This is a genomic window from Zoogloea sp. LCSB751, from assembly GCF_002028455.1.
GTDB lineage: Bacteria > Pseudomonadota > Gammaproteobacteria > Burkholderiales > Rhodocyclaceae > Zoogloea.
The window spans coordinates 143,242-156,038 of sequence record NZ_MWUM01000001.1 but is presented as its reverse complement, the minus strand read 5'-3'; the positions used below and the strand labels follow the sequence as shown (position 1 = coordinate 156,038).

Sequence of the window (12,797 nt, the reverse complement as noted above, 5' to 3'; positions counted from 1 at the left end):
CTTAGAGGCCTCCCCTCAGACTGGCGCTCGCCTTGCCTCCCGACGCCAGCAGCAGGCCGGCCTCCAGGGGGTCGAGGCGGAACGGTGAGGCCGCCGGCAACTCGCGCAGGGCCTGCCCGAGGAGCTTGTCCCGGTTCGGCAGGTGAAGGTCCTCCGGCACCCGCTGACCGTTGGCCACGTAAAAGACTTCCACCTGGCGGCGGATCGCCACGTCGAGGACCGGCGCGAGGGACATGGCCTCGTCCATCTTGGTGAGGATCACCCCTGCCAGATCGTCTCCGGCATAGGCATTGACCACGTCGTCGAGGGTGTCGCCGCGGGAGGTGGCATTGAGCAGCAGCAGGCGCGACACCTTGCCCGCGCCGGTCAGCATGGCGGCCTGCTCGGCCACCATCTTGTCTCGCTGGCTCATGCCCATCGTGTCGATCAGCACCATGTGCTTGTCGCGCAGACCGGCCAGGGTCTCGCGCAGATCGGTGGCGTCACGTACGACGAAGACCGGCACGCCGAGGATGCGGCCGTAGATGCGCAGCTGTTCGTGGGCGCCGATCCGGTAGCCGTCGGTGGTGATCAGGGCCAGCTTGTCGGCACCGTGGCGCACGACGCAGCGGGCGGCGAGCTTGGCCGTGGTAGTGGTCTTGCCGACGCCGGTGGGCCCGACCAGGGCATACACCCCCCCCCGGTCGATGATGTCCACGTCGCTGGCCATGGAGCGGAAGCGCTGCTCGAGCGCCCCCTGCAGCAGGCGATGAGCCTCTTCCGGCGCTTCATCCTCGGGCACTTCCTCGGCCAGTTCGCGAGCCAGTACGGCAGAGAAGCCCGCCTCCAGAAGATCGCCGATCAGCCGCGTACGCCCCGGTGCAGTACGGGCCATCTCGCCCCAGGCGAAACCGGCGAGCTGCCGCTCCAGCATGCCGCGGATGGCAGCCAGTTCATTGGCCATCTGGGAATTGGCGTTCTCGAGGGCACGGATACGCGCTTCCTCCTCGATGCCGGCAGGCCGCTGGCGCGCAGCGCCATCGCGAGCCGGCGCAGCCTCCCGCGACGGAAGCGGTTCGCTGCGCAGCGGCGAGCGCGGCGCCGACGGCGGCGTCATCACCGGATCCACTGGCGGACGCCGGACCTGGGCCGACGCGGCATGGAATACATCCCGGCTCAACTCGACCCGCGGCGGAGTGAAGCTCTGTACAGCCGGAGCCGGACTCTGCACGGCCGGAGCCGGACGCTGCTGCGCAGGGCGGGGAGCCGACGGTATCGGCGCGGCGGCGGCCGTCTGCTGACGATTGCCGGCAGCCCGCGACAGGCTGACCCGGAAGTCGTCGTCGAAAAAATCCTCCGGAGCCTTCGGCGCGGCAGCCGGCGCTGCTGCAGGCGCGGACTGCGCCTGACTGCGGGCACGCTGGGCCGACTGCATGCTGGCCACGTCGCCGGCCGGCAATGCAAGGATCTCGACGCCACCATTGGCGGCGCGATTGGAAAGCACCACCGCATCCGGCCCAAGATCATCCTTCAGCATGCGAAGGGCCTCGCGAGCGGTTTTGGCAAAGTAGCGCTTGACGTTCATGCTCCTGTCTCCGGGAACGAAGGCCTTCAGGGGCTGGGCGCATGCAAACGCCAGCGGGCACTTCGGTAGCCTTGATTATCTCCGGCCTGGTGCATTTCAATGGCGCGGAAAAGACAGGTTTTAGGGCGCTATTCCCGCGCCGTCGTCAGGGAATCCTCAGGACGTGACGGCAATCATCGCCGACACGCGGATCAGGCGGGTCTCGGGCACCTCGGAATTGGCAACCACCTTGAGGCTCGGCACCGCCCGCCGCAGGAAGCGCGACAGCAGCCAGCGCAGCGGCGCCGGCACCAGCAGCACCGGCGGCAGACCGATGTCCTCCATGCGCTGGGCCGCCGCCGCCGTTTCGCGCAGCAGGGTGTCCGCCAGGCCAGGCTCGATGGCGCCCCCTTCCGGCCCGCCCCCCGCCATGGCCTGCATCAGCACACGCTCCAGGCCCGGATCGAGGGCCATGACCTGCACCTCCCCATTACCCGGGAAGAGCCCCTGCACGATGGCCCGCCCCAGGGACTGGCGGACGCGGGTCGTGAGCTCCAGCGGATCCTGGAGGCGCGGCGCGAACTCCGCCAGCACCTCGATGATGCTGCGCATGTCGCGGATATTGACGCCTTCGTCGAGGAGGTTCTGCAACACCCGCTGCACCGTCGCCAGCGGCAGCAGCTTGGGCACCAGATCCTCGACCAGCTTCGGCGTCTCCTGTGCGATGTGATCGAGCAGCGCCTGGGTTTCGAGACGACCGAGCAGCTCGGAGGCATGGCTGAGGATCACGTGATTCAAATGGGTGGCCACCACGGTGCTGGCGTCCACCACCGTATAGCCGAGGGCATGAGCCTGCTCCCGCTGGCTCGCATCGATCCACACGGCGGGCAGACCGAAAGCCGGATCGGTGGTCTCGCGGCCATTGAGGGGGCCAGCCACCCGCCCCGGGTTGATCGCCATGAACTGCCCGGGGAAGGCCGCACCGGTACCGACTTCGACCCCCTTCAGCACGATCCGGTACTCGTTGGGCTTGAGCTCCAGGTTGTCGCGGATATGCACCGGGGCCGCCAGGAAGCCGATGTCGCGGGCGAATTTCTTGCGAAGCCCGCGGATACGCTTGAGCAGTTCGCCGTCCTGGCCCTTGTCCACCATCGGAATCAACCGGTAACCCACTTCAAGGCCGAGCACATCCACCGGCGTCACATCCGCCCAGCTCGCCTCCTGGCTCTCGATCGGCGCGAGCGGTTCAGCCGCCGGCGCCACCTCCTCCACGACCTCGGCCTGGCGCGCTCCGCCCTTCCAGGCCAGAAAGCCGAGTCCGCCGGCAAGCAGCAGGAAGACCAGGTTGGGCATGCCAGGGATCAGCCCGAGGATGCCCAGGATCGCCGCCGTCAGGATCAGCACCTGTGGGTTGGTGAACACCTGGCCGATCAACTGGGAGCCCATATCCCCCTCGTCGCCGACCCGGGACACCACCAGACCCGCCGCCACCGAGATGATCAGCGCCGGCAACTGGGCCACCAGGCCGTCGCCGATGGTCAGCAGGGTGTAATTGTTGGCCGCCTGGGCCAGCTCCATGTTGTGCTGGAGCACTCCGACGATCAGGCCGCCGACCACGTTGATGGCCATGATCAGGATGCCGGCCACCGCGTCGCCGCGCACGAACTTCGACGCACCGTCCATGGCGCCGTAGAAGTCGGCTTCCTGGGCCGTTTCGGAACGGCGACGCTTGGCCTCCTTCTCGTCGATGAGACCGGCGTTGAGATCTGCGTCGATGGCCATCTGCTTGCCCGGCATGGCATCGAGGGTGAAGCGTGCGCCCACTTCCGCGATCCGCCCGGCACCCTTGGTGATCACCACGAAGTTGATCACCGTCAGGATGATGAACACCACCAGGCCGACGGCGGTGTTGCCGCCGACCAGGAAGTGCCCGAAAGCCTCGATCACCTTGCCGGCCGCGTCCGGCCCCTTGTGCCCGTCCAGCAGGACCACCCGCGTGGACGCCACGTTGAGGGACAGACGCAGGAGGGTCGTCACCAGCAGCACCGTCGGGAAGACCGAGAACTCCAGCGGCCTGAGGGCGTACATCGCCACCAGCATGACGATCACCGACACCGCGATGTTGAAGGTGAACATCAGGTCCAGCACAAAGGCCGGCAAGGGCAGCACCATCATCGCCAGAATCAGGATGATGAGCAGCGGGCCGGCCAGGGCGCGGATATTGCTGGGCGCGAAGAGCGTTCGCAGGTTCAGGCTACCATTCATGGGCGCCATGGTCCTCCTCCTCAAGCCCGATGAAAAGCTGGAAGAAACAGGGATTTACCGTCCAATTCGGAGCGTGCCGGGCGGGCTGGCTCAGGGTGCCGCCGGCAGCCCCTCTGCCGGGTCCATGCCGGCCGGAACCGCCAGCTGGGCCGGCGCCTCCGGTGGCAAGCCGCCTTCGGCAATCCAGTGGTTGAGCTGATACACGTAGGCCATGACCTCCGCCACCACCGTATACAGCGTTGCCGGGATCTGGTGATCGAGCTCGCAATGGGCGTACAACGCGCGTGCCAGCGGTGGCGCTTCGAGAACGGGGATTCCGTTCTGCTGGGCCACTTCGCGGATATTGTGAGCAATCAGATTCATGCCCTTGGCGATCACCACCGGCGCGCCAGCCGCCTCGGGGTCATAGCGCAGGGCGACCGCGTAGTGGGTCGGGTTGGTCACCACTACGTTGGCGGTAGGGACATTGGCCATCATGCGGCGGCGGGACATCTCCCGCTGGGCGGCGCGAATACGCGCCTTGATCTGCGGGTCGCCCTCCTGCTCCTTCATTTCCTGGCGCAGCTCTTCCTTCGTCATGCGCAACTTGCGATGGTATTCCCACAGCTGGTAAGGCACGTCCAGCGCGGCGATCAGTGCCAGGCTGGCGACGATCAGCAAGGTCGAGAACAGCACCAGGCTGGCGAAGTCGTCCATGCTGGATTCGATCGGCTGCATCATCAGGCCGAACAGGTGGTCCCGCTCACGCCATACGACCCACACGCCGACACTGGCCACCAGCACAGCCTTGAGACTGGCCTTGACCAACTCGGCCAGGCCATGCGTCGAGAACATCCGCCCCAGCCCGGGCAGCGGATTCAGACGGTTCAGATCAGGCGTGAAGACTTTGGTGGAGAACACCCAGCCCCCCATCACGAAGGGCGTGATCAGCGTGGCCGCCAGCAATGCAGCCAGCAGTGGCGCGATGGTCAGCAGCCCGTCCGTGGACAGATCGGACAGTACCTGTCCCATGCCACCGGGCTCGAACGCCGCCTTGCGCTCAAAGGACAGGCCAGCTTTCATCAGCCCCATCATGCGATGCCCCCCCCAGCGTCCGAGCACGTACAGACCCACCACGCCGACGATCAGCAGGATGAAGGTGGACAGCTCCCGTGAATGGGGAACCTGCCCTTCTTCACGAGCCTGTTCTAGCCGTCGGCCTGAGGCCTCTTCTGTTTTTTCGGCGTCGCTGTCTTCAGCCACGGACGATCCGGAAGTCGTTTAGGGGCGTTCAGGATACGCGCAGACCAAGCCGGACTGCGCGGAAAACAACAGGAATTTGTCGCAGCTATTCCGGCTCCGACGTCAGGACTGGGAGCCTCCCCGCAGCAGACCACGGAGGCTGTCCGTCTCCCGCTGGAGTTCGGCAAGCTTCAGACTGAGCAGTATCAGGTGCTCTTCCATCATGTCGAGGATGTCCCGACAGGCCTGCACCGGACTGCCCGCCATCACGCGGGTCGTATCTATCCTGGACTGCAGCGCGGCGAGCGGCCCCTCATGGCCGGGATGCATCGCAATGCACTGGCGCAGAGCCAAATCCCTGGCCTGGAAAAACGCGACGGGATCATGCTCTGCGAGGTGTTTCCAGTAGTCGAAATCGAAGCCACCCACACACCCTCCCCCTGCCGGACATGGCGCGCGACACCTGAAAGGCGAAGGGCGGCGGCAGTCAGGAACTATCCTAACCGACCGCCGCCCATCTTACGAGCGCCGTATGTCACAAGACCGCCTGGCGGAATGAACGCTCCGTGGCAGGCGGTCGTGCCGCTCAGGCTGCGAGTGCAGGCGCCGCCAGCTTGGCCAGCAACTCCCGACGGGACACGCCTCCGCCGCGGGTATCGCCGAGCGCGCCCAGCAGTTCCTTCATGTCGAGGATCAGCACGATCTGGCCGTTGGACAAGGTCGTGACGCCGGCCACACCCTTCGGGCGGAAGTCATCGAGGGACTTGATCACCGCATCCTCACGACCGGCAAAGCTGTCGATGGCCAGGATGAAGCTCTGTTCGGCGCTCTGCATCAGCACGCCGTACTCCGGCGTCTGCACCGGCTCCCAACCCAGCAAGGTGGTCAGCGGCATGATCGGCAGGACTTCGCCGCGCACGACCATCGTCGCCCGTCCGCCAACCTCCTGAACCTCGGCCGGCTCGATCGGCAGGATCTCGCGGACCATCGAAAGAGGCACGGCGAAAGGCTGCTCGCCGAGCCGCACCAGCAGCACCGGCAGGATCGCCAGGGTCAGCGGCAGGCTGATGACGAAGGTGGTGCCCTTGCCGAGACTGGAGCGGATGTCGATGGAGCCGTTGAGCTTCTGGATGTTGGTCCGCACCACGTCCATGCCGACGCCACGACCGGACACGTCGGAGATCTGGCTGGCCATCGAGAAGCCGGGCAGGAACACCAGGTTGAAGCTCTGGCGCTCATCCATCGTGTTGGCCTCCTCATCGGTGATAAGGCCCTTCTCGACTGCCTTGGCCCGCAAGCGCTCGGCGTTCATGCCACGACCGTCATCGGCCACCAGGATCACGATGTGATCGCCTTCCTGACGGGCCTCGAGACGCACGATGGACTTCTCTGGCTTGCCGTTGGCCAGGCGCTCCTGGGTATCCTCAACACCGTGATCCACGGCATTACGGATCAGGTGGATGATCGGATCGGACAAGTCCTCGATCATGGTCTTGTCGATCTCGGTTTCCTCGCCGGCCAGCACCAGCTCCACATCCTTGCCCAGATTGCGGGCAAGATCACGAGCGATCCGCGGGTACTTCTGGAACAGGCGACCGATCGGCTGCATGCGGGTCTTCATCACCGCGTTCTGCAGGTCGGAAACCAGCAGATCGAGCTGGCTGACCGCCAGGTCGAGGGCATGCAGGGTCTCGGTGTCGTTGCGGCCGTTCAGGATGTCGCTGCGCAATGCGTTGAGACGGTTCTTGGTCAGGCCGATTTCGCCCGACAGGTTAAGCACCTGATCGAGACGCGACGTATCGACGCGGATCGAGTTGTCGCGGGTCTTTTCGCTGTCACGCCGGCCCACCGGCCCGGAGGCCCCCGGCTTGTCTGTCGCACGCCGGCCAACCGCTGCCTTGATGACCTGCTCCGGCGTCTTGTGGGCCAGCGCCTCATCGGACTGATGAATCACCACTGGGGCGACCGGCGCCTCGATCGTCACCGGAACAGGTGTCGGCGCCACCGCAGGCTTGGTCCCAGTCACCGTTTCGAACAGCGCATTCCAGTCCAGGCCATCGCCTGACGGTGCCACGGCAGGTGGCACCGCGACCGCAACAGGAGCCGCAGCCTGTGGAGCAGCCGCGGCTGCCTGAGCAACCGGAGCTGCGGGCGGCACGCGGGACAGACCACCGGCAATCGCCAGACGCAGGCTTTCGATCAGGCTGGTTGCAGCAGCGGGGGGCTGCACACCCTGCTCCAGGTAACCGAACATGTCACGGACCGCCCCCGTGGACGACAGGATCACGTCCATCACTTCGGGGGTTACCACCAGCTCACCGTTGCGCAACTTGTCGAACAGGTTCTCGGTGAGATGACACAAGGTGACCAGTTCGGTGGCGTTCAGGAAGCCCGCCCCGCCCTTGATGGTATGGAACCCCCGGAAAATGTCGTTTAGCAGGCCCTTGTCATTGGGTACCCGCTCCAGATCCACCAGCTTGTTATCCACACCCGACAGGAGATCTCCGGCCTCGACCAGAAAATCCTGCAGCAGGTCTTCCATCCCGCCAAAATCGCTCATTTGCTCTGCTCCTTGCGGGCTAACCCGCTACCTCGCGGTCAGAAACCCAGGCTCTCCAGCAGGTCATCGACCTGCTCCTGGTTCGACACCACGTCGTCACGCCCCACGGCGTTGATCACCGGTCCATTCAGGAGGCCGTCTTCCACCTTGCGCTCCGCCGGAATCGTCTCGATCAGCACCTGCAGCAGCTGCTTTTCAAGGCCTTGAGCCAGATCGACGACTTTCTTGATGACCTGCCCGGTCAGATCCTGGAAATCCTGGGCCATCATGATTTCCATCAGCTGCGCACTGGTGTCGCGGCTGCTGGTCACGACAGTACCGAGAAAGTCACGGGTTTCAGCCGCCAGTTGCCGGAACTCTTCAGGGCTCAGCTGATTGGCATACAGCCGGTCCCAGCGCGCCCGCAATACATCGGCATCCGCCTCGACCCGATCCTGGATCGGCTTGGCAATGTCGGTGGCGTTCAGCACCTTGCTGGCAGCCTGCTCGGTCATTTCGGCAATGTAGGTCAGGCGCTGGCGGGCATCGGGAATCGCATGGGCCGCCTCCTGCAGGCTGCGGTCGTAGCCAAGTTCCCGCAGAGTGTCATGAAGCTGTCGGGTCATCACACCGATCCGGTTGAAGACCGCATCGCAACTGTGCGGACGCACCTCCGGCTCGGCAGCGGGCTCACCCACCGAGTACTCGCTGGCCACGGAATCGAACAGGGCCTGCAGTTCGTCATCATCCCCTCCGGCACTGCTGGCCGGGGAAACCACTTCGAGGCGGGGCGGCGGTGCAGCCGGAGCCGGTGCGGCCCCGTCGGTAATGCTGTCGAAAAGGGCTTGCAGATCGTCGTTGTCGCCGGATTCATCGAATTTAAGCCGTTTTGCCATGATGGATTTCCGTCTGGTCAGCTGCCGTCAGGCAGCCTTCTTGCCCATCTTTTCGAAAATCTTTTCGAGTTTTTCGGAAAGGGTCGCTGCCGTGAAAGGTTTGACGATGTAACCGCTGGCACCCGCCTGGGCCGCCGCGATGATGTTTTCCTTCTTCGCTTCGGCAGTGATCATCAACACCGGCAGATGCTTGAGAGCCGGGGTGGCACGGATGTTCTGCAACAGGGTGAGACCATCCATATTGGGCATGTTCCAGTCCGTCACCACGAAGTCGAACGGCAGGGAGTTGAGCTTCTGCAGCGCAATCTGCCCATCCTCGGCCTCGTCCACGTTGGTGAAGCCCAGTTCCTTCAGGAGGTTGCGGACGATCCGCCGCATGGTCGAGAAGTCATCGACAACGAGAAATTTCATCTTGGGGTCCGACATATTGTTGATCTCCGTTCAATCCCGGTAGGCCCGCATCAACAAGGGGCGCAGGGTGTCAGCCAGGACTTCGGCGTCGAATTTGGCCACGTAGGAATCGACACCGACGCTTTTGCCCATCGCCCGATTGGCTTCCGACGACAGGGACGAGTGCATGACGACCGGAATGCCCTCGAAGCGGGCGTCCGACTTGATGTTACGGGTCAGCACATAGCCGTCCATTTCAGGCATCTCTGCGTCGACCAGAATGAGGTTGAGTTCATCGGACAGACTGGCACCGCGCTGCTGGGCATGGGTCGCCATCCCCTCCAGGCGGGTCCAGGCTTCCAGACCATTGAGTGCGTGCTTGTGACGCACTCCGAGCTTGTCCAGGGTTTCCACGATCTTCTTGCGGGCGACGGCCGAGTCATCCACAAAGAACACCGTCGCATCCTGCCCACCTTCCAGCGGGTGGATCTGACCAACGATAGCTTCGCCGAAAGTGCTGGCGAGAATGGTTTCCACGTCGAGGATGGACACCAGCTTACCGTCCTGCAACTCGGTAATGGCAGTGATGAAGTGATGGCCGGACGAGGTGACGTTGTCGGGCGCCCGCACCTTGTCCCATTCGACACGGATGATGCGGTCCACCTCGTGAACCAGGAACCCGAGGGTCCGCTTGCTGTACTCGGTCACCATCATCGATCCGCCCAGCGGGTCGCCAGGGGCCGAGATCCCCATGATCTTGGCCAAGGCCAGCACCGGGATGACATTCCCGCGCAGGGAAATCAGCCCTTCCACGCCGACCGGCATGTTGGGCGCCTTGGTGATGAAAGGGGTACGGGACACTTCCCGGACCTTGAACACGTTGATCCCGAAGATCTCCTGGGTACCCAGGGAGAACAACAGGATTTCCATGCGGTTGGAACCCGCCAGCTTGGTGCGGGCATCGACGGACTCCAACAGCCCACGATCGACATGGTCCATGCTCATCATGCTCCTCTACTTCTGTCAGTCCGCCTTGGCTGCGGCGCGCTGGGTAATCAGGCGGCGCAGCACTTCGGCCAGTCGCTGCGGCTCGAATTTGGCCACGTATTCGTCAACGCCCACCGAACGGCCGAGCTGCTGGTTGGACATGCCGGACAGCGACGAATGCATGATCACCGGCACCCCCTCGAAGCGCGGATCGGTCTTGATCCGTTTCGTCAGGATATAGCCATCCATCTCAGGCATTTCCACGTCGGTCAGGATCAATGCCAGCAGATCCTTGACCTTGCGCCCGCTCGACGCGGCAAAGCTGGCCAGCTTCTCGAGTTCGTCCCACGCCTGGCGGCCGTTCACCGACCCGACGTAGCGGATTCCCAGCGCGTCGAGGGTACGTTCGATCTGCTTGCGGGCCACGGACGAATCGTCGGCAAAATACACCGTCTGCGGCTCGTCGGCGGCAATCGGCTCAATCCCCTTGAAGAGGAACTCGTCGTCGTAGCGAGTGGTTTCGGACAGCACCTTTTCCACGTCGAGCAGCATCACCAGCTTGGGACCGGGCAGCTCCGTCACCGCCGTGACCAGCCCGCCCAGATTGGCCGTCAGCATTTCCGGCGGCACCCGCATCTGCGACCAGTCCAGGCGCAGGATGGTATCGACGGCCTCGACCAGGAAACCCTGGGTGTGGCCGTTGTATTCGGTGACGATCATGATGTCGCGCGGGCCGTCGCTGCCCATGCCGGCATACTTGGCCAGATCGACGACCGGCACCAGCACGCCCCGCAGGCTGACCATGCCCTCCACCGACGAGGGCATTTCCGGCGCCGCGGTGATGGGGGGCGTCCGCATGACCTCACGGACCTTGAAGACATTGATGCCGAAGGTCTCGCGCCGACCAGTGCGGGGATCGACCCCGAGGGTAAACAGCAGGATCTCGAGCTTGTTTGTACCTGCCAGCCGGGTACGCGCATCGATATTCTTGAGAAGTTCGGACATGCTCACTCTCCGTCGCAGACCACCTGCCATCCCGATGGGGCAGGCCTCGACTTGGAAGCAATATCGGCGGGGGACTAACAATCTTGAGGATCGTTAAACACCATTTCACGCCGCTGCGAAATGACAAAACGGCCCGCAACGAGGCGGGCCGGACTTTTTCGGGAACACTTCGGATCAGGCCCGATAGCCGATCCGGAAGCCTCCCCAGTGACGACCATTTACGTAAATCGGCGCCGAGATGTCGTGCATGATCTCACCCGTATCCCGTCGATACGTCTGGATCAGGAACGGCATTTCGTGCTTGCCACATTGCTTGCCGACCGGATCATCGAAGATCCGCTTGCCCCGATTACCGACGAAGTCCTTCTCGTAATCCCCCGTCAGCGCCTGACTGAAGCGCTTGTTGTGGGTCGGGACATAGCCGTTCCGGTCGGTACCGATGGCATAGACCATCTCCGCATTCCCATCCAGCAGGCGCTCCTGCACGGTGGGGAAAATTCGGTCGGTCAATGCATCAAAGCGCGTACTGTACTTCTGTGGGCGGGTATTGGGAATCGGCTTGTAGCTGTCATCGAAGACATCGGCCTCACTGACCTGGCCGCCGGCAATCGCCTGCTCGAGCAACTGACCGATCTGCCGGGCGGCTTCCCGCACCACGCTGGGCATTTTCTTATGAACGCCCATCGCCTGCTCGCCCTGCGGGCCGAGCTTGAAGACACGGCTGATTTCCTTGAGGTTCACCGCCAGCCCGCTCAGGCTCGATGCCTCATCGAGGGTTTCCTGGGCCCCAGCGGAGTTACGGCCGACCATCTCCATGATCTCCCGCACATGACCGACGATCTGGTCGGCCTCGCGGCTGTGGGCGTTGATCGCCTCGGCGATGGCATCCACCTTCTCCATCGTCTGCTGAGCCCCCTCGTTGATCTGCTGGAGGGAATCCGCCGCCTTCTGAGCCAGCGCCGCGCCCGCGTGGGCCTGGGCACTGCCGGCATCGATGGAGGCGATAGCCGTCTTGGTTTCGGTCTGGATTGCAGAGATCATCGTGCTGATCTCGGTGGTGGCGGAAGACGTCCGCTCGGCCAGCTTGCGAACCTCGTCCGCCACCACGGCAAAGCCGCGCCCCTGCTCGCCCGCCCGAGCGGCTTCGATAGCCGCATTGAGCGCCAGCAGGTTGGTTTGATCCGCTATTTCGCGGATGACCTTGACGATGCCGCTGATAGCTTCGGAACGCTCGCCGAGTGCGGAAATCACCTGCGCGGAATCCTCGACCGAGCGGGCAATCTGCTCGATCTCCCGAGACGCGCTGGTCACGATCTCTGCCCCCTTGATGGACAGCTCCCGCGCCACCTGGGCGTTGGTGGCCGTCTGACTGGCATGGTCGGCGACGGCATTGACGCCAGCGGTCATCTGCTCGATGGCCACGACCATGTTTTCTGCGGCATTCTTCTGACTACCAGAGCCTTCAGCCACGTTACCGGCATGACCGGACAGCAGATCGGCCGCCTCGGACACTCGCTGGGCATCGAAAATCACCTTACCGACGATACCCTGGAAGCTACCGATCAGCTCGTTGAAAACGGCCTCGACCTCCCCCACCTTGCCACCCGACTCAGGTGCCCGACGCGAAAGATCCCCATCCTTGTGCATTGCTTTGATGGTGTCACGCAACTCGGCCAGCGGCTGCACGAACATGACGCGGACGGCGACCAGCACAGCGCCACCGACCACAACGCCGAGCGCGAGCCCCGCACTGACAAGACTCGCTCCCAGCGGAGCACCAAAAGCCAGTCCTGTACCGACGCTGCCTCCCGCGACGATCAGACCGGCGATGATTGAAAAAAGCTGAATTTGCATGATGTCCGGCCAACCCCGTGTATTGAAATGGGTATGGGCAGGCGTATGCGCCTACCCCGGGAACCGGCACGCCCCCCGCGCGCCGGAGCCTCCGCCC

The 12,797-nt window shown here is 64.0% G+C and carries 10 protein-coding genes; all 10 read right to left on the bottom strand.

The annotated features are described in order from the left end of the window. Position 1: 1 nt before the first annotated feature. Positions 2–1,564 (bottom strand): flagellar biosynthesis protein FlhF, encoded by a 1,563-nt coding sequence (gene flhF / locus B4920_RS00795; RefSeq protein WP_079432697.1) that lies wholly within the window; start codon positions 1,562–1,564, stop codon positions 2–4. A gap of 156 nt (positions 1,565–1,720) precedes the next feature. Beyond that, positions 1,721–3,808: a flagellar biosynthesis protein FlhA gene (gene flhA, locus B4920_RS00790; protein WP_079433104.1), complete on the bottom strand. Its 2,088-nt coding sequence runs from the start codon at positions 3,806–3,808 to the stop codon at positions 1,721–1,723. A 90-nt stretch (positions 3,809–3,898) separates the two neighbouring features. Then, positions 3,899–5,050: a flagellar biosynthesis protein FlhB gene (flhB, locus tag B4920_RS00785; protein ID WP_079432696.1), complete on the bottom strand. Its 1,152-nt coding sequence runs from the start codon at positions 5,048–5,050 to the stop codon at positions 3,899–3,901. A gap of 102 nt (positions 5,051–5,152) precedes the next feature. Further along, positions 5,153–5,458 carry a DUF3135 domain-containing protein gene (locus tag B4920_RS00780; RefSeq protein ID WP_079432695.1) on the bottom strand — a complete coding sequence of 102 codons (306 nt, stop codon included), beginning with the start codon at positions 5,456–5,458 and terminating at the stop codon, positions 5,153–5,155. Between the two features lie 157 nt (positions 5,459–5,615). Further along, positions 5,616–7,589 (bottom strand): chemotaxis protein CheA, encoded by a 1,974-nt coding sequence (locus tag B4920_RS00775; protein WP_173862624.1) that lies wholly within the window; start codon positions 7,587–7,589, stop codon positions 5,616–5,618. A gap of 38 nt (positions 7,590–7,627) precedes the next feature. Continuing rightward, positions 7,628–8,464, bottom strand: coding sequence for a protein phosphatase CheZ (gene cheZ, locus B4920_RS00770; RefSeq protein ID WP_079432694.1), 837 nt, complete (start codon positions 8,462–8,464; stop codon positions 7,628–7,630). 27 nt (positions 8,465–8,491) lie between these two features. Continuing rightward, positions 8,492–8,890, bottom strand: coding sequence for a chemotaxis response regulator CheY (cheY, locus tag B4920_RS00765; RefSeq protein WP_079432693.1), 399 nt, complete (start codon positions 8,888–8,890; stop codon positions 8,492–8,494). A gap of 15 nt (positions 8,891–8,905) precedes the next feature. After that, positions 8,906–9,862 carry a chemotaxis protein gene (locus B4920_RS00760; protein WP_216819704.1) on the bottom strand — a complete coding sequence of 319 codons (957 nt, stop codon included), beginning with the start codon at positions 9,860–9,862 and terminating at the stop codon, positions 8,906–8,908. Positions 9,863–9,877: 15 nt separating this feature from the next. Beyond that, positions 9,878–10,846: a chemotaxis protein gene (locus B4920_RS00755; RefSeq protein WP_079432692.1), complete on the bottom strand. Its 969-nt coding sequence runs from the start codon at positions 10,844–10,846 to the stop codon at positions 9,878–9,880. Positions 10,847–11,020: 174 nt separating this feature from the next. After that, positions 11,021–12,700 (bottom strand): methyl-accepting chemotaxis protein, encoded by a 1,680-nt coding sequence (locus B4920_RS00750; protein WP_079432691.1) that lies wholly within the window; start codon positions 12,698–12,700, stop codon positions 11,021–11,023. Between the last annotated feature and the right edge of the window lie 97 nt (positions 12,701–12,797).